Source organism: Streptomyces sp. NPDC003011 (genome assembly GCF_053591515.1).
Genome location: NZ_JBSFTY010000001.1, coordinates 274,504 through 290,174 on the forward strand (window position 1 = coordinate 274,504; position 15,671 = coordinate 290,174).

The following is a 15,671-nucleotide window of genomic DNA, read 5'->3' on the forward strand; positions in this document are numbered from 1 at the left end:
AACTCAGTCGGTCGCAGGGGCGTTGAAGTCGTCCACGCAGGCGGGGAGTTCGACGCCCTGGCGGTGGGCGAGCGGCAGAAACAGCACTGGTTGGATCGTCCATGTGATGCGGGTGCTGTCGTGGGTGACGGAAACGGTGCAGGGCTCCGCGCGTAAGAGGGCTCGTCTTGTCTCGATGCGGCCGTCGTAGAGCCACTCCCATGCCTCGTCGGACGAGTCGGGGTCGAGTGCAGGGGAGATGGTGCGAAGGGCGACCGCTACCCATCTGCTGGCCTGGGGTGCCGAGTACGCGTCGAACGAGCCCCGCAGTGTCGGCCCTGTTCCCTCGGTGAGGTCTTCGGTCCAGCACTCGCACCAGTAGCCCCGCTGCGGCTGGTCCATCAGCACGGGTGACCTCCCGGGGGAGGGGCTGTGAAGAGTTCCGCGGTGACCGTGTGGCCGCCGTCGCTGTCATGGACCACAACCCGGTGCGCGATCACGCTGACCATGCCCAGACCTCGGCCGTGCTCCGCCTCCTGGCCCTGGTGCTCGACCTTCGGGGCGGTGCCGGCGCCGCCGTCATCGGTGACCGACAGGGCAATGACTTGCGTAGAGACCGCAAGCGCTAGGTGGAAGCTGCCGGATGTGAGGCCGCTGGCGGTGTGGAGGATCGCGTTCGCGCTGAGCTCGCTCACGATCAGTTCGGCGTCCTCGGCCATGGGTGAGCCGCGCAGGATGTCTCTCGTCCAGCGGCGGGCCCGGCTGACCTCTTCCGGGAAACCTGGGCAAGTGAGTCCCCAGACCCGGGCAGTGCTCGTATACTCGTGCATACAAGTTCCTTCGTGCTGGTAGGCCGCCATGTGCAGCGGGTTCGGGCTAGACGAGTTTCACGCCGTCGTGGGCGCGGATGGCCGGCGGGGATGCCGCGTCCAAAGCGTCGAGAACGCGGATCGCGTATGCCTCGTCGGCGAGTTCGGTGACTTCTTCGCGGGTGGCCCAGCGCAGGGCGCGGGTCTCGGCCCCGGTGGTGGGCGTGCCGTCGGCGGCTTCGCAGCGGAAGACCAGCGAGACGATCAGGCCGTTCATGTTCTTGTAGATGCCGGTGAGAGTCGCGGGAAGTGCGATCTTGATGCCGGTTTCTTCGAGGACTTCGCGCTGGAGGGCCTCGGGGATGGTTTCCTCACGTTCGAGGACTCCGCCCGGGGGCTCCCAGTGACCGTTGTCGCGGCGCTTGATCAAAAGGGCGCGGTCCTGGTCGTCGACGATGACTCCGGCAACGCTTACGGAGTGCGGACGGTCAGTGCTCACGTTCCTCGGCCCTCTCAGCTGGCTAGGCTCTCCACCGTAGCAACAACACTCGCCCACTCGTCTAGATACCTAAAGGAGTACACGTGACGTCTCTTCCGAGCCTTCTCGGTGATCTCGACCCCACGAGTGATCGTGCGGTCTTCCGGCAGATCGCCGACCAGCTGCGCGAGGCCATCGACCGTGGGCGGTTCAAGGAGGGCGAAAAGCTGCCCTCCGAGGCGGAACTCGTCGAGCATTACGGGGTCTCCCGTATGACGGTTCGAAACTCCTTCTCCATCCTCCAGGGCGAGGGCCTGGTGCACGCCGAGCACGGCAAGGGCGTCTTCGTGCGACCACGGCCACCTGTGCGACGGCTAGCCTCCGACCGGTTCGCCCGGCGCCACCGTGAGCAAGGAAAGTCCGCCTTCATCGTCGAGGCCGACGCCGCCGGCAGTCACCCCCAGGTCGACAGCCTGGAGGTCAAGGAAGAAAAGGCCAGTCAGGACATCTCCACCCGGCTCGGCTCTGTGCGGCGTGTGCTCGCCCGTCGGCGCCGGTACCTGCTCGACGGCCGGCCGGTCGAGTTCGCTACCTCTTACCTGCCGCTCGACATCGCCCGCGGCACGCAGATCGCCGAACCCAACCCGGGCCCCGGCGGCATCTACGCCCGCCTCGAAGAACTGGGCCACCACCTCGACCACTTCGAGGAAGAGATCCGGGCCCGGATGCCCTCGCCGTCCGAAGTGAAGACACTCCGGCTGGCCTCCGGCGTGCCCGTGATCCACCTGATCCGTACCGCGTATGACACCGAAGGGCGGGCTGTCGAGGTCTGTGACACGGTCATGGCGGCGGACGCCTACGTCCTGTCGTACCAGCTCCCGGCCACGTGAGGGCCTGACCGGCGGTGGTGCGCGGGGCCGCTTTCCCGAACTCGTACACCCCAACAGGCATACTCGTATAGACGAGTGGGCAAGTGGTGTGGCAGGGTGGTCGTCGTTCCCGGAGATCGGGTTCGAAGGCTGCATCTTGTATAGACGAGTAGATAGGAAAGAATCTTGCGCACCATCCGTGTGGAGACCTCGGCCGCAACGATCCTGCTGACGGAGGCACCTGAGCCCAAGGTCCGCGACCGGCAGACCGGCGAGATCGCCAAGGACCCCGTCAGCGGCGAGGCAATGATGACGATGGGCGTCGTCTACATCGAGGAGGGGGAGTCGTCCCTGATCAAGGTCACTGTTCCGGAGAGCGGGGTGTCCGACGGGCTTGCGCTCGGTGCCCCGGTCTCGCTGCCGGGGCTCATTGCCCGGCCGTGGGAGAGCGTGTTCAACGGGCAGCAGCGCCACGGCATCGCGTTCCGCGCCGCTGCTGTCACTCCGGCCGGGTTCCCGGCCGCTGTGGGGGCCTCGGCCTGATGACTGACCTGGTAACGCTTCTGGAGGTGGGTGGTCCTGTCGCCGCGCTCGGCGGCGGGGCTGCCTACGCCCGGGCCAACCACCCTGGCCTCTACTGGTCCACGGTCGGTCTGCCGATATCCACGGCCCGGCTGCTCAGCTCGTACAGCTCGGTCATGGAAGCCTGCGGCCTGACGGTCGCTCCGTCCCGGCTGCGGGTTCTGGCGGTCAAGGCCACTACTCGACGGGAGGTCCGCCCCGTCCCGCCGCGTCGCGGAATCGTCCGCCCTACGTCGACCGGACTGCGGCTTCGTCTGCGGCTGGCCCCGGGGCAGGAACCCGCCGACGTCGCCGCCTCGGCCGAACGGCTGCGGCACGCCTGGGGAGTTCATGCCGTCTACGTGACCACGGTCAAGCCCGGCGTGGTCGAGCTGCGGCTTGTCGGCTTCGACGTGTTGCGCAAGGTCCGGATGCCGCGCAAGGCTGCGGACGGGTTCCTGAAAGTCCCGGTGGCGCTGCGGGAGGACGCCGCTCCCTTCGTACGTGACTACCGGACTGTGCCTCACGGCCTCACGCTCGGCGCGACGTTGTCGGGCAAGTCCATGTACCTGCGGCACCTCGTCGCCGGACTCGCCCGACAGCCCGTCGCGCTGGTCGGTATCGACTGCAAGCGCGGTGTGGAGCTGGCGCCCTTTGCCCCACGACTGTCGGCACTGGCCACCGACCCCGAGCAGGCCGCCGAACTCCTGCCCGTACTCATCAAGGAAATGGAGGACCGTTACGACCTGATCAAGGCCCGGCAGGGCATCGAGCCGACCACTCCGGACGAGGAGATCACCTCCGACATCTGGGGCCTGCCCGAGCGTGAACGCCCGGTTCCCGTCGTGCTGTTCGTGGACGAGGTGGCCGAACTCTTCCTTGTCGCCACACGCAAGGACGAGGAACGCCGGGACGAGATGGTCACCCAGCTCATCCGGCTTGCCCAGCTCGGCCGCGCGGCCGGCATCTACCTGGAGGTCTGCGGACAGCGCTTCGGCGCCGAACTGGGCAAGGGCGCCACCATGCTGCGGGCCCAGTTGACCGGCCGTGTCTGCCACCGCGTGAACGACGAAGCCTCGGCCAAGATGGCACTCGGCGACATCGCTCCCGAAGCGGTCTCCGCCGCCTGCGCCATCGCCCCCGAACGGCCTGGCCTCGCCGTGGCCGGTGACACCTCCGGCGGCTGGTCCCGCATCCGCACCCCGTATCTCTCCCTCGCCGATGCCGCCGAGACCTGCCACACGACGGCGCACCTGGTCCCCGACCTGCCCGCGCTCAAGCCCTTCCAGCCCGACGTTCCCGCACGGCCACTGGACTCCCCAGCCCCGGTCGTGCAGCCCCGACCGGTGACCGACTGAGCCGCTACCTCTCCCCACCCCGGTCGGCGTGACCGCCTCACGCCACGTCCCTACCCCTCCCTTGCCTGAACCCGGAAGGAGCCGCAGCATGCGCGCCCAACTGGCCCGTATCGATGCGGTACTCGGCCAAGCCGTCATCGCTGCCGCCCTGTCCTTCGCCCACCTCCACGACATCGCCTCGGCGGCCGGACAGGACGGATGGAAAGCCTGGGCCTACCCCATCTCGGTCGACCTGCTGCTAGTCGCCGCCTGGCGCCAACTGCGGACCGGCGACGCGAAAGCCTCCGGGTGGTGCTGGTTCGTCATCGCACTCGCCGCGTCCCTCGGCGCGAACGTCGCCACCGCCGGACTCCTCGACCTGAATGCCGTGCCGGCCTGGCTCCGCATCCTCGTCGCGGGCTGGCCCGCGGTCGCCTTCCTCGGCGGAACCCTCCTCGCCCACTCGACACCAACCGCGCAAGACGTGACCGAGGAGACGGAGTTCCCGCGGGAGCGCGAGGACATCGAGGACCAGGAGGACGCGCCCGATCCCGTATCGGAGCTCCCGCCGCCACCGGTCACTGTGCCGACGCCTGTCCCGATTCCTCCGCCCGCCGTCTCCGTCCCGGCCGCACTGGTCGAGCACGCCCGCAAAGTCGCCACCGAGCACCACACCCGCACCGGGACGCCTATCGACACTCCCACCCTCCGTGCCCGGCTCGGCGTCCCCGCACCGATGGCCGACGCCATCGCCGCCCACCTCTGAGAGGAGACCCACGTGACCGCCAACCGCCGCTTCCGCTCCGTCGCCCGCATCGGCCCCGTCCAGGTCGGCACCTCCTACGACGGTCGTGGCCGGGAGAAGCACACGGCCGCCTGCACGGCCCCGCGCTGCGGCTTCTCCGCCGACTACGACAGCCGCGCCGCCGCCGAACTGGCCGCACGCACCCACCGATGCCCCGTCCGCTGAAAGGACTCCGCACACCGTGACCGTCAGCCTGCCGCTCGTCCTCGTCCTCGGCCTCTTCGCCTGGGGAGCGGTCAAGTTCCTCGGCGTCCGCACCTGGATCGTCGTCCTGGTCGCCCTCTTCGGCTTCTGGCTCTCGCACACCTTCATGGCCCCGGCCATCGAGTCCGGCACGCGCTCCGGCGTGGACGTCATAAACGGCTCACACAACTAGACGAGTAGATAAGGAGAGCTTCGCTGTGTTCCTGCCCAAGTACCCCGACAGCCCGACACCGCCGCCCGCGCACACCCACACCGTGGCCGACCCCGCCACCGCGCGGCGTCCGGCGCCCCAGATCTCCGTCAGCACCGGAGCGGTCGCGGCCGTCCTCGTCGGCGGCGTCGTACTGACCGCGCTCCTGGCCGCCGTCGCCGTCACGGCCATCTCCGTAGCCGTCGCCGCAGTGGTCCTGCGCTCGATGCTCCGCGGTCAGCACCGCCGCTGACACACCAGACCCCCGGGACGGCCCTGATACCACCAAGCATCCGCCGCCCCGGGGGCCCTGCCCCTCCTGACCGAAGCCAGAAGGAGAACCACCATCTTCACCCGCACCACCCCGCCCCCGCTCCACGAACTCGGCGAACTAGCCGCCCTCGGCACCATGCCCGCGCTCCTGCGGCAGCTCTCCGGCCTCGGCGGCTGCACGCACCCGATCCGCCTCGACGGCCACCGCACCGAGTACGACCTGAACACCCGAACCGGCGAGATCGGCAACGCCCTCCACCACCTCGACTCGACCAGCCTCCCGGCCGGTCACCTCCTGGTCCGCTGCAACAACCGCCGTACGACCCGCTGCCCGGCCTGCGCCGAGGTCTACCGCCGCGACACCTTCCACCTGATCACCTCCGGCCTGCGCGGCGGCAAGGGCGTCCCCGAACGCGTCGCCGCCCACCCCCGCGTCTTCGCCACCTTCACCGCCCCCAGCTTCGGCCCGGTCCACAACCGCCCCACCGGACCGGCCCGAACGGTCCGCCCCTGCCGCTGCGGCACCCTCCACGACCAGGACGACCCCGCCCTCGGCACCCCACTCGACCCGGACACCTACGACTACGAAGCGGCTGTGCTCTGGAACGCGCACGCCGGTCCCCTGTGGCGGCGCTTCTCGACCTACCTGCGCCGGGAGGTCGCCAAGCGCGCCGGCCTCACGCAGAGGGCCTTTCGCAAGTACGCCCGGGTGTCCTTCGCCAAGGTCGCCGAGTACCAGAAGCGTGGCGCCGTCCACTTCCACGCCGTCATCCGCATCGACGGCCCCGAAGGAGGCGACACCCCGCCACCCGCCTGGGCCACCGCAGAACTGCTCACCGACGCCATCCGCGCCGCTACAACCGCCGTCCGCGTGGACGGCCCGGTCATCGACGGACGCCCGCACGCCTTCACCTTCGGCCGCCAGCTCGACGTACGCACCATCCGTAGCGCCGACTTCGACGGCGGCCAGGAACTCACCGAACGGGCCGTCGCCGCATACATCGCCAAGTACGCCACCAAGGGCGCCGAAACTGCCACGGGAGATCTCGACCGCCCGCTCAAGTTCCTCGCCGAACTCTCCCAGCTCGACATCAGCGACCACGCCCGCCGCATGATCCGTACCGCCTGGACCCTCGGCGCACGCAAGGAACTCGAAGAACTCCGGCTCCGGTCTTGGGCCCACATGCTCGGCTTCCGCGGCCACTTCTCCACCAAGTCCCGCCGCTACTCCACCACCCTCGGCGCCCTCCGCACCGCCCGCGCCGACTGGCGCCGCGCCCAAGCAACCACTTCCGAAAATTCGGAGGTGCTGAACACGACCCTCGTCCTCGCCCACTGGGTCTACGCCGGAACCGGCCTCACCGACGCCGAAACCTGGCTCGCCGAAACCCTCGAACCCTCCCCCGGAACAGAAGGAGAGCCCACCCGTGGGTAACCGACGCCTCGCGGTCGCGGAACCGGCCGACGCACCGCGTGCCTTGCCTTCGCGATACCTGACTCCCGACGACCTGGTGGAGATCTTCGACCTGCCCAGTGTCGAGACGGTCGACCAGTGGCGCCGCAAGCGCACCGGGCCGCGGGGCTTCCGTGTCGGCCGGCACCTGCGCTTCGACCCGGCCGACGTCCGGGCCTGGGTGGACTCCCAGCGTGCGGGGGTGGCTGCCTGATGGCCGGACACATCCAAGACCGGTGGTACAAGACCGAGGTTGGCGCGGACGGCAAGAGCCGCAAGGTGAAGAGCGAGCGTTACGGCTCGGGCATGCGCTACCGCGCGCGCTATGTCGGCCCGGATGGTACGGAGAAGTCCAAGAGCTTCCCCGACCGACAGAAGCGGCTCGCTGATCAGTGGATGGCGCAGACCGAGGCGGACATGGCGCGCGGGCAGTACATCGACCCGCGCGCGGCCCGGATCACCCTCCAGCAGTACGCGGAGAAGTGGGCTACTCACGCACCGGATCCGAACACGCAGGCGTCGATACAGTCTCAGCTTCGGCTGCACGCCTTCCCATACCTGGGCTCACGTCCCCTCGGTTCCTTCCAACCCGCGCACATTCGTGACTGGGTGGGGCAGCTTCAGGAGAACGGAGTCCGTGGCTCGTACGCCCGAACGATCTACTCCAACGTTCGCGCCGCCCTGAGTGCGGCCGTAGACGACGGGCACCTTCCCCGGAACCCGTGCGCTGCTCGCTCCGTCCGGCCGCCGACCGTGGACAACAAGCGCATCACTCCCTGGACTCCGGAACGGGTCTTCGCCGTCCAGGCCGGCATGCCCGAGCGGTTCCAGGCCATGGTCGACCTGGGCGGGGGCTGCGGGCTACGACAGGGCGAGATCCTCGGCGTGGCCGTCGACGCGATCGACTTCGCCTCAGACACGCTTCACGTGGTCCAGCAACTCAAGCTGAGCCGGAGCAAGGCGGTGTTCGCCCCGCCCAAGGGCGGCAAGCTGCGAGACGTACCGCTGCCCGGCCCGGTCGCGGATGCCCTCCGAGACCACATGAAGCGGTTCCCGCCGGTGGAGATCACCTTGCCGTGGAAGGTGGCGGACGGACCTCCGGTGACCAAGCGGCTGATCTTCACCGGCCCGCGTGGCGGTCATGTCTGGCGGACGTCCCTCAACGAGGAAGTGTGGAAGCGGGCGCTCGCCTCGGCCGGGGTGATCCCCGAGCGGAAGCAGGGCGAGTCCTACGCCGAGTCCCGCGAGAACGGCATGCACGCCCTCCGGCACTTCTACGCCTCGGTGCTCCTGGACGCCGGGGAGAACATCAAGGCCCTGGCCGAGTACCTCGGCCACTCGGACCCGGGCCTGACGCTCCGCGTGTACGCGCACCTCATGCCGTCCAGCCAGGAGCGCACCCGCAAGGCGATTGCGGCCGTCTTCGCTTGATCCGCAGACCCCTGCGTCTCGGATCTCCATCCGTGAACTTTGGTCCGTGAACATTACGTCCGACTCGGCAAAGTTGCGCCACACAATTCGCGGACCACAGCATTTGGATTCACCATCCGTGAACATTGGTCCGTGAACATTGGTCCGGCTCGGCAAAGTTGCGCCACACAATTCGCGGACCACAGCATTTGGATTCACCATCCGTGAACATTGGTCCGGCTCGGCAAAGTTGCGCCAACGATTCTCGACCGCACCCGCCCGGCCGGGTGGGTGGCCACCCACCTGCCCTCCCGCCCGGTCGGCCGCCCGGCCGACCACCCGCCCGGCCGGGTGCCTGGCTACCTCTACAGCCCGGCGTAGCTGACCGGATTTAAGGAAACAGGGCACGTGGGGAACAAGGTTCAACAGAAGGCTCGACAGCTTAAGTCTATCGACCGACCAGACACCGATACGGAGGAATCAGTTCCGCAACTGTGCAGGGATTTGCACGACATGACAGCTGTGCCATATCGTCCCGATCACTAGCGGGGAAGCGAGAAGGCCACCCAGTGCAATGGGTGGCCTTCGATCTCCATTAGTGCCTTTTCGTTGCGACAACTAGGAGGAACCCATGGAGAACACCATGGTGCCACGCTTCGGCGTAACCATCGACATCACCCCCCGCGAACTTCCGTTCGCGTTGGTCGGAGGCGCGGGCAGCTCCCTCGGCATCTGGGTGGGAGCTCCCGAGTGGGCCGTCGCCATCGGAGCCTTCCTCGTCACGCTCCGAGGGAGCGTCCGCGTCTGGAAGAGGCGGAGCATCTAGCGTCACGGCCCCACCACGGCCCAGACACGACATCAGGCCTCCTAGCAGCGGAGAATTCCCTGGTAGGAGGCCTGATGCGTCGAACTTACTTCTTCTTGCCCTGGTTCTTGACCGCTTCGATCGCTGCTGCGGCCGCCTCGGGGTCGAGGTACTTGCCGCCCGGGGTCACCGGCTTGAAGGAGGCGTCGAGTTCGTAGTACAGGGGGATGCCGGTGGGGATGTTCAGGCCCGCGATGTCGGCGTCGGAGATGCCGTCGAGGTGCTTGACCAGGGCGCGGAGGCTGTTGCCGTGGGCGGCGACCAGGACCGTGCGGCCCGCGAGGAGGTCGGGGACGATGCCGTCGTACCAGTACGGGAGCATGCGGACGACGACGTCCTTGAGGCACTCCGTGCGGGGGCGGAGCTCCGGGGGGATGGTCGCGTAGCGCGGGTCGTCGGACTGGGAGAACTCCGCGCCGTCCTCGAGCGGGGGCGGCGGGGTGTCGTAGGAGCGGCGCCACAGCATGAACTGCTCCTCGCCGAACTCCGCGAGGGTCTGCGCCTTGTCCTTGCCCTGGAGGGCGCCGTAGTGGCGCTCGTTCAGGCGCCAGGAGCGCTTGACCGGGATCCAGAGACGGTCGGCGGACTCCAGGGCAAGCTGCGCGGTGCGGATCGCGCGCTTCTGGAGGGACGTGTGGAGCACGTCGGGGAGCAGGCCGGCGTCCTTGAGCAGCTCACCGCCGCGGACTGCCTCCTTCTCGCCCTTCTCGTTGAGGTTGACGTCCACCCAGCCGGTGAACAGGTTCTTCGCGTTCCATTCGCTCTCGCCGTGGCGGAGGAGGATCAGCTTGTACGGTGCGTCGGCCATGCGGACGAGCCTAATCCAACGGCTCGATCCGTTGTGCGTCCGCTCGGCAGACGGACGCCAGGACCGCCGACGGCACCGGAGCGGCGCCGAAAGCGGCCCTGAGAGCGGCACTGGCAGCGGCACTGACGGTCGACGGGAGGTGTTAATCGAGTGGCCTCCGCCGACTTCTCTCTCGTAAGTTGTGCTTGCCGTCTGAGCCGCTTACATCCGTGGGGGATCCGCCATGTCCGTCGCCGCCCTGAGACGTGCCTGCCGGGAGACCGTCTCCGGGCTCCCCAGGGAGTTCTGGTGGCTGTGGACCAGCACACTCGTCAACCGGCTCGGCGCGTTCGTGGCCACCTTCATGGCCCTGTATCTCACGCTCGACCGCGGCTACTCCGCCTCCTACGCCGGACTCGTCGTCTCGCTGCACGGTCTCGGCGGGGTCGTCTCCTCGCTCGGCGGCGGCGTGATGACCGACCGGCTCGGGCGACGGCCCACCCTGCTCGTCGCGCAGGCGTCGACCGCCGGGTCCGTCGCTCTCCTCGGGTTCGTGCACCACCCGGTCGCGATCGCGGGCGTCGCGTTCCTCGTCGGGATGGCCTCCAACGCCTCGCGGCCGGCCGTGCAGGCGATGATGGCCGACATCGTGCGGCCCGAGGACCGGGTACGTGCCTTCTCGTTGAACTACTGGGCCATCAACCTGGGGTTCGCCGTGTCCTCCACGGCCGCCGGGTTCATCGCCGAGGCCAGCTACCGCGCCGGGTTCCTGATCGAGGCCGGGATGACGGCCGTCTGCGCGGTCGTGGTGTTCCTGAAGCTGCCCGAGTCCCGGCCCACCGTGACCAAGGGCCAGGAAGCGGCCGAGGCCGCCGTCGGTCTCGGGACCGTGCTGCGCGACGGGCGGTTCATGAGCGTCGTCGGGCTGTCCTTCCTGGTCGCGCTGGTCTTCCAGCAAGGGGCGGTCGGCCTGCCGGTCGCCATGGGCGAGGCCGGGTTCACGCCCGCCGACTACGGCATGGCGATCGCCGTCAACGGCGTGCTGATCGTCGCGCTGCAGATCCCGCTCACCCGGTTCATCGAGCACCGGGACACCAAACGGCTGCTGGTCGTCTCGTCGCTGCTCGCCGGATACGGCTTCGGGCTGACCGCCTTCGCCGGGTCGATCGGCCTCTTCGCCCTCTCCGTCTGCGTCTGGACACTGGGCGAGATGATCAACGCGCCCACCCAGACCGGTCTCGTCGTCCGGCTGTCCCCCGCGCACGGACGCGGGCGCTACCAGGGGATGTACACCCTGTCCTGGTCGGTGGCGGCCCTGGTGGCCCCCCTGATGTCCGGCGTCGTCATCGACCGTTACGGCGCGGAGTGGCTGTGGGGGCTGTGCGCGGTGGTGGGGACGGCCGCCGCGGTGGGGTACGCGGCGCTGATGCGGCGGCTGCCGGCCGAGGAGGGGGAACCTGTCGCCCAGGCTTCCGCGGCGGATCGGCCGGAGGTCAGCTCGGCTTGAGAGCGGCATGGCCGGAGGCCGGCCTGAGAGCGGCACGGCCGGAGAGCGGCACGGCCGGAGAGTGGCACGGCCGGAGGGCGGCTGAGACGCCGCGTACGGGCGGGGTAACACCGCCCGCGACGCCCGTCCCCGCGCCCCACACCCCAGCCCCTCACGGATGCATCCGCGCCCCCTTCACCACCTTGTCCACCGCGTTGCGCGGCCCGTACACCGCGAGCCCCACCAGGTCCAGTTCCGCTGTCGGCACCGCCCGCACCGCCGCCCGGTTGTCGCGGTCGTTCCCCGTCGTGAAGAGGTCGCTCGTGAAGAGCGCCCGCGGCAGCGCGCGGGACAGCACGCGCGCGTGGGCCGCCGTCAGCGTCTCCTTCGTCCCCTCGAAGACCAGGACCGGCTGCCGGAACATCGGCAGGTACGCCACCTGGTCCGCGTCCTCGTACGGCTCGCCGATGACCTCCGGGACCTGGGTGCCCAGGCCGCTGACCAGGAACGCCGTCACATTGAGGCGCTGCCAGGTCTCCAGGTCCTCCCGCAGCAGGACGGCGATCTTGGTGTCGAAGCGCAGGGGTTCGGCGGGCGCGGGTCCGGTCCGCATCGGTTCAGTGCTCATGCGCCGAGACTGCCGCCCGCCGTACGACACCGTCTTGTACGTTCTTTGCATGACCGCCCAACGGGGCCGACAAGCCCCGCCCGCCCGGCGTGAGGTCTCCGCCTGGCGCCCCCGCGTCGCGGGCGTCGTGGAGGTCTTCCACGCCCACTTCACCGAGTACGCGTACCCGATGCACGTCCATGACGCGTGGACGCTGCTCATCGTGGACGCCGGAGCCGTCCGGTACGACCTGGACCGGCACGAGCACGGCACCCCGCACGACACGGTGTCCCTGCTGCCGCCGCACGTGCCGCACAACGGCTCTCCCGCCACCCCGGACGGCTTCCGCAAGCGGGTCCTGTACCTCGACGGCTCCCGGCTCGGGGACGATCTCATCGGGCCCGCCGTCGACGCGCCCGACCTGCGCGACCCCCTGCTGCGGCTGCGCGTCGGACAGGTGCACACCGCGCTCACCCGGCCCGGCGACGAGTTCGAGGCCGAGAGCAGGCTGACGCTCGTCGGCGAGCGGCTGCGCACGCATCTGCGGCCGGCACACGCCGTGCGCACCCCGCGTCGTGACCCCGCTCTCGCCGGGCGGCTGCGCGAGCTCCTCGACGAGCGGGTCGTCCAAGGGCTCTCGCTGGACGAGGCCGCGCGGCTGCTCCAGGCCCATCCCGCCCATCTCGTACGGGCGTTCAGCGGTGCGTACGGCATCGCCCCGCACCAGTACCTGAACGCCCGCCGCGTCGACCGGGCCCGTCGGCTGCTGCTCGCGGACCGCGGGCCAGCCGACGTCGCCGCCCTCACCGGCTTCCACGACCAGGCCCATCTCACCCGGCACTTCAAGAAGTTGGTGGGGGTGACGCCGGGGCGGTACCGGAGGAGTTCCCGCTGAGGGGAGCGCACGACCAAGCGGCCAAGTGCCCAAGTGACCAAGTGACCAAGTGACCAAGTGACCAAGTGACCAAGTGACCAAATGACTAAATAGGACACCAGTTCGGACAGTGGTGCGGAAGCCGTCCCTCCTCCCCTCACGGCCACTTGGCGTCGGCCCGGCCGGGTCTCGACCGCCGTCGCGGGAGCCGACGTCCTGCGGGCCTTCGCCGACGAGCTCGACAAGCCCGAGTCGCAGGCGGAGTTGTCGGCGGAGTCGCCGCTGTAGCCGTAGCTGTAGCCGTCGTCGGAGCGGGCGGCCCGTGGTCAGTCGGCGGAGCGTCGCGTGAGGTGCGCGAACGCGTCCAGGTTCCGCGTCGGCTCGCCCCGGGACACCCGCCACGCGTACTCCTTGCGGATGGCGGACGCGAAGCCCAGCTCCAGGAGGGTGTTGAAGGCGCCGTCCGCCGCCTCCAGGACCTGGCCGAGGAGACGGTCTATCTCGTCGGGGGTGACGGTGGAGAGAGGCAGCCTGGCGGTGACGTAGACGTCGCCGAGCGGGTCGACGGCGTAACTCATGCCGTAGAGCTTGAGGTTGCGCTCCAGGAGCCAGCGGTGGACGCCGGACTCGTTCTCGTCGGGGTGGCGGATGACGAAGGCGTTGAGCGACAGGGAGTGGCGGCCCAGCAGCAGGGACACCGTCGTGGACAGTTTGCGGCTGCCGGGGAGTTGCACCACGTAGGTGCCGGGTGCGGGGCTCTCCCATTCCAGCTCGGCGTCCTTCAGGGCACTTTCGACGACCTGTGCCGCCGCCTGCTGCGCCCGCTGTGCCTGCTCTGCCTTTCCGGAGTCAGCCATGGTGGGAGCGTACGCGACGCCGGTACGACTGGGCGGCGGCCGTGTAGACGTCCGCCGTCGCCGCGGCCGCGGTGTCCCAGCCGAAGGACCGGGCGTGCCGGGCGGCGGCCTCGCCCATCCGGGCCGAGCGGGTGGGATCGTCGGCGAAGTCGCGCAGCACGCGCGCGTAGTCGGCCGGATCGTGCCCCTGGACGAGGACACCGGTCCGTTGGTCGCGCACGGCCACCGGAAGCCCGCCGACCGCGGCGGCGAGCACCGGTGTGCCGGCCGCCTGCGCCTCTATGGCGACCAGGCCGAAGGACTCGCTGTAGGACGGCATGACGAGCACGGACGCGGCGCGGAACCAGTCCGCCAGCTGCTCCTGGCCGACGGGCGGGTGGAACCGTACGACGTCCGCGATGCCGAGCCGGGACGCCAGCTTCTGCAGGCCCTCCGGCTTGGCGAGGCCGCTGCCGCTGGGGCCCCCGACGACCGGGACGACGATCCGGGAGCGGAGATCGGGACGGTCGTCGAGCAGGACGGCGACCGCGCGCAGGAGCACGTCCGGCGCCTTCAGGGGCTGGATGCGGCCCGCGAAGAGCGGGACCAGGGCGTCCTGCGGAAGGCCGAGGCGGGCGCGGGCGGCGGCGCGGCCGTCGGCGGGGCGGAAGCGGTCGAGGTTCACGCCGGGGTGCACCACGGCGACCTTGGCGGGGTCGGCGGTGTAGTGCCGTACGAGTTCCTCGCGTTCCTCGGCCGTGTTGGCGATGAGGCGGTCGGCGGCGGCGACGATCTGGGTCTCGCCGATGACGCGGGCGGCGGGCTCGGGGGTGTCGCCGTCGGCCAGGTTGGCGTTCTTGACCTTGGCCATGGTGTGCATGGCGTGCACCAGGGGCGCGCCCCAGCGCTGGGCGGCGAGCCAGCCGACGTGCCCGGAGAGCCAGTAGTGGGAGTGGACCAGGTCGTAGTAACCCGGGCGGTGGCCGGCCCAGGCCTGCATCACGCCGTGCGTGAAGGCGCACAGCTGGGCCGGGAGCTCTTCCTTGGCGAGGCCCTCGTAGGGGCCGGCGTCGACATGCCGGACGAGCACACCGGGCGCGAGTTCGACGGCCGGCGGGAGGGTGGCCGTGGTGGCGCGCGTGAAGATCTCCACCTCGATGTTGATCGCGGCGAGGCGCTGCGCGAGCTCCACGATGTAGACGTTCATGCCGCCCGCGTCGCCGGTGCCCGGCTGGTGGAGCGGTGAGGTGTGCACGGAGAGCATGGCGACCCGACGGGGGCGTCGGTGCAGTCGCAGTCGCGGGGGTGCCGCCACAGAGCGACGCCCGAGCCGGCTGACGTACTGGCTCACGTGGCGGTCCTCCTTGCTGCGGGCGTGCATGCCGGGCTGAGGGTGTGGAGCGCCCTCCAAGAGCGGCAACGTCACAGGGAAGGGTTCTCATTCCGGACAGAGCGGTTTTTGCCGAGGCATTACCGGGGTTCGCTCAACCGTTCGAGGGCGGAATGCGTAGGAGGCTCGGGCCGAAGCGGCGGCGCCTGGCCTCTGGGGAAGCGGCGCCACCGGTCCCGGGTACCGGTCTCGTGTGACGCTCCCGGATGCCGGTCGGTCCCGTGCGGCGCTCCCGGATGCCGGTCGGGTGCCGGCCGGTCCGTTTGGCGCTCCCGGGTGCCGGCCGGGCCGTTTGGCGCTCCCGTGCGGCGCTCCCGGGTGCCGGCCGGGCCGTTTGGCGCTCCCGTGCGGCGCTCCCGGGTGCCAGCTCCAGCAGCACCTCCGACGGCGCCTCCCGCAGCCGTACCCCCAGACCGATCCGCTCCCCCGCCTCGTCCGCGGCCAGCGCACCCACCCGG

The 15,671-nt window shown here is 69.9% G+C and carries 20 protein-coding genes; 13 read left to right on the top strand and 7 right to left on the bottom strand.

Features of this window, described 5'->3' with window-relative positions; all coding sequences use genetic code 11:
- Positions 1 to 3 precede the first annotated feature (3 nt).
- From ACWD0J_RS01260 to ACWD0J_RS01270, 3 genes are read right to left on the bottom strand one after another with little or no spacing between them, the layout of a single operon-like run.
- Positions 4 to 381, bottom strand: a complete 378-nt coding sequence (locus tag ACWD0J_RS01260) for a hypothetical protein (RefSeq protein ID WP_451493644.1) — start codon at positions 379 to 381, stop codon at positions 4 to 6.
- A complete protein-coding gene (locus tag ACWD0J_RS01265) occupies positions 381 to 809 on the bottom strand; it encodes an ATP-binding protein (RefSeq protein WP_451493611.1) in 429 nt (142 codons plus the stop codon). The genes ACWD0J_RS01260 and ACWD0J_RS01265 overlap by 1 nt, the downstream gene beginning before the upstream one ends.
- Before the next feature lie 46 nt (positions 810 to 855).
- Entirely contained in the window at positions 856 to 1,287 is a 432-nt protein-coding gene (locus tag ACWD0J_RS01270; RefSeq protein WP_451493612.1) for an NUDIX hydrolase, read from the bottom strand.
- Positions 1,288 to 1,370: 83 nt separating this feature from the next.
- Between ACWD0J_RS01270 and ACWD0J_RS01275 the strand changes: the two genes are divergently transcribed.
- From ACWD0J_RS01275 to ACWD0J_RS01325, 11 genes are all read left to right on the top strand, one after another.
- Positions 1,371 to 2,156, top strand: coding sequence for a GntR family transcriptional regulator (locus ACWD0J_RS01275; protein ID WP_030684069.1), 786 nt, complete (start codon positions 1,371 to 1,373; stop codon positions 2,154 to 2,156).
- A 165-nt stretch (positions 2,157 to 2,321) separates the two neighbouring features.
- Positions 2,322 to 2,678, top strand: coding sequence for an SCO3933 family regulatory protein (locus ACWD0J_RS01280; RefSeq protein ID WP_451493613.1), 357 nt, complete (start codon positions 2,322 to 2,324; stop codon positions 2,676 to 2,678).
- Entirely contained in the window at positions 2,678 to 4,054 is a 1,377-nt protein-coding gene (locus tag ACWD0J_RS01285) for an FtsK/SpoIIIE domain-containing protein (protein WP_451493614.1), read from the top strand. Before ACWD0J_RS01280 ends, ACWD0J_RS01285 begins: the two co-directional genes overlap by 1 nt.
- 88 nt (positions 4,055 to 4,142) lie before the next feature.
- Positions 4,143 to 4,799 (top strand): DUF2637 domain-containing protein, encoded by a 657-nt coding sequence (locus ACWD0J_RS01290; RefSeq protein WP_451493615.1) that lies wholly within the window; start codon positions 4,143 to 4,145, stop codon positions 4,797 to 4,799.
- 12 nt (positions 4,800 to 4,811) lie between these two features.
- Positions 4,812 to 5,003 (top strand): mobile element transfer protein, encoded by a 192-nt coding sequence (locus ACWD0J_RS01295; RefSeq protein WP_451493616.1) that lies wholly within the window; start codon positions 4,812 to 4,814, stop codon positions 5,001 to 5,003.
- A gap of 16 nt (positions 5,004 to 5,019) precedes the next feature.
- The gene (locus ACWD0J_RS01300; protein ID WP_451493617.1) at positions 5,020 to 5,214 is read left to right on the top strand and encodes a hypothetical protein; all 195 of its coding nucleotides are present in this window, start codon (positions 5,020 to 5,022) and stop codon (positions 5,212 to 5,214) included.
- A 25-nt stretch (positions 5,215 to 5,239) separates the two neighbouring features.
- Positions 5,240 to 5,485, top strand: a complete 246-nt coding sequence (locus ACWD0J_RS01305) for a SpdD protein (RefSeq protein WP_451493618.1) — start codon at positions 5,240 to 5,242, stop codon at positions 5,483 to 5,485.
- 156 nt (positions 5,486 to 5,641) lie between these two features.
- Entirely contained in the window at positions 5,642 to 6,940 is a 1,299-nt protein-coding gene (locus ACWD0J_RS01310) for a replication initiator (RefSeq protein ID WP_451493619.1), read from the top strand.
- The gene (locus tag ACWD0J_RS01315) at positions 6,933 to 7,172 is read left to right on the top strand and encodes a helix-turn-helix transcriptional regulator (RefSeq protein ID WP_451493620.1); all 240 of its coding nucleotides are present in this window, start codon (positions 6,933 to 6,935) and stop codon (positions 7,170 to 7,172) included. The genes ACWD0J_RS01310 and ACWD0J_RS01315 overlap by 8 nt, the downstream gene beginning before the upstream one ends.
- A complete protein-coding gene (locus ACWD0J_RS01320) occupies positions 7,172 to 8,389 on the top strand; it encodes a tyrosine-type recombinase/integrase (RefSeq protein ID WP_451493621.1) in 1,218 nt (405 codons plus the stop codon). Before ACWD0J_RS01315 ends, ACWD0J_RS01320 begins: the two co-directional genes overlap by 1 nt.
- A 610-nt stretch (positions 8,390 to 8,999) precedes the next feature.
- Positions 9,000 to 9,194, top strand: coding sequence for a hypothetical protein (locus ACWD0J_RS01325; protein WP_451493622.1), 195 nt, complete (start codon positions 9,000 to 9,002; stop codon positions 9,192 to 9,194).
- A gap of 85 nt (positions 9,195 to 9,279) precedes the next feature.
- Here ACWD0J_RS01325 and ACWD0J_RS01330 read toward each other — a convergent pair whose 3' ends face one another.
- Positions 9,280 to 10,041, bottom strand: a complete 762-nt coding sequence (locus ACWD0J_RS01330) for a phosphoglyceromutase (RefSeq protein WP_451493623.1) — start codon at positions 10,039 to 10,041, stop codon at positions 9,280 to 9,282.
- A 223-nt stretch (positions 10,042 to 10,264) separates the two neighbouring features.
- Between ACWD0J_RS01330 and ACWD0J_RS01335 the strand changes: the two genes are divergently transcribed.
- Positions 10,265 to 11,527 (top strand): MDR family MFS transporter, encoded by a 1,263-nt coding sequence (locus tag ACWD0J_RS01335; RefSeq protein ID WP_451493624.1) that lies wholly within the window; start codon positions 10,265 to 10,267, stop codon positions 11,525 to 11,527.
- Between the two features lie 151 nt (positions 11,528 to 11,678).
- On the opposite strand, the gene ACWD0J_RS01340 is transcribed toward ACWD0J_RS01335, so the two are convergent.
- Positions 11,679 to 12,134 (bottom strand): DUF2000 family protein, encoded by a 456-nt coding sequence (locus tag ACWD0J_RS01340; RefSeq protein ID WP_451493625.1) that lies wholly within the window; start codon positions 12,132 to 12,134, stop codon positions 11,679 to 11,681.
- Positions 12,135 to 12,183: 49 nt separating this feature from the next.
- Here ACWD0J_RS01340 and ACWD0J_RS01345 point away from each other — a divergent pair, with 49 nt between their 5' ends.
- Entirely contained in the window at positions 12,184 to 13,008 is an 825-nt protein-coding gene (locus ACWD0J_RS01345; protein ID WP_451493626.1) for an AraC family transcriptional regulator, read from the top strand.
- A gap of 305 nt (positions 13,009 to 13,313) precedes the next feature.
- Here the strand turns inward: ACWD0J_RS01345 and ACWD0J_RS01350 are convergent, their stop codons facing one another.
- Positions 13,314 to 13,844: a YbjN domain-containing protein gene (locus tag ACWD0J_RS01350; RefSeq protein ID WP_451493627.1), complete on the bottom strand. Its 531-nt coding sequence runs from the start codon at positions 13,842 to 13,844 to the stop codon at positions 13,314 to 13,316.
- Positions 13,837 to 15,174, bottom strand: a complete 1,338-nt coding sequence (mshA, locus tag ACWD0J_RS01355) for a D-inositol-3-phosphate glycosyltransferase (protein WP_451493628.1) — start codon at positions 15,172 to 15,174, stop codon at positions 13,837 to 13,839. Before mshA ends, ACWD0J_RS01350 begins: the two co-directional genes overlap by 8 nt.
- Positions 15,175 to 15,671 lie beyond the last annotated feature (497 nt).

What these genes read in the sequence shown, in the direction of transcription:
- ACWD0J_RS01290 (WP_451493615.1), top strand. Translation starts at nt 4,143, where the DNA reads ATGCGCGCCCAACTGGCCCGTATCGATGCGGTACTCGGCCAAGCCGTC.
- ACWD0J_RS01260 (WP_451493644.1), bottom strand. Translation starts at nt 381, where the DNA reads ATGGACCAGCCGCAGCGGGGCTACTGGTGCGAGTGCTGGACCGAAGAC.
- ACWD0J_RS01285 (WP_451493614.1), top strand. Translation starts at nt 2,678, where the DNA reads ATGACTGACCTGGTAACGCTTCTGGAGGTGGGTGGTCCTGTCGCCGCG.
- ACWD0J_RS01345 (WP_451493626.1), top strand. Translation starts at nt 12,184, where the DNA reads ATGACCGCCCAACGGGGCCGACAAGCCCCGCCCGCCCGGCGTGAGGTC.
- ACWD0J_RS01310 (WP_451493619.1), top strand. Translation starts at nt 5,642, where the DNA reads ATGCCCGCGCTCCTGCGGCAGCTCTCCGGCCTCGGCGGCTGCACGCAC.
- ACWD0J_RS01330 (WP_451493623.1), bottom strand. Translation starts at nt 10,041, where the DNA reads ATGGCCGACGCACCGTACAAGCTGATCCTCCTCCGCCACGGCGAGAGC.
- ACWD0J_RS01335 (WP_451493624.1), top strand. Translation starts at nt 10,265, where the DNA reads ATGTCCGTCGCCGCCCTGAGACGTGCCTGCCGGGAGACCGTCTCCGGG.
- ACWD0J_RS01325 (WP_451493622.1), top strand. Translation starts at nt 9,000, where the DNA reads ATGGAGAACACCATGGTGCCACGCTTCGGCGTAACCATCGACATCACC.
- ACWD0J_RS01265 (WP_451493611.1), bottom strand. Translation starts at nt 809, where the DNA reads ATGCACGAGTATACGAGCACTGCCCGGGTCTGGGGACTCACTTGCCCA.
- ACWD0J_RS01340 (WP_451493625.1), bottom strand. Translation starts at nt 12,134, where the DNA reads ATGAGCACTGAACCGATGCGGACCGGACCCGCGCCCGCCGAACCCCTG.
- ACWD0J_RS01350 (WP_451493627.1), bottom strand. Translation starts at nt 13,844, where the DNA reads ATGGCTGACTCCGGAAAGGCAGAGCAGGCACAGCGGGCGCAGCAGGCG.
- ACWD0J_RS01320 (WP_451493621.1), top strand. Translation starts at nt 7,172, where the DNA reads ATGGCCGGACACATCCAAGACCGGTGGTACAAGACCGAGGTTGGCGCG.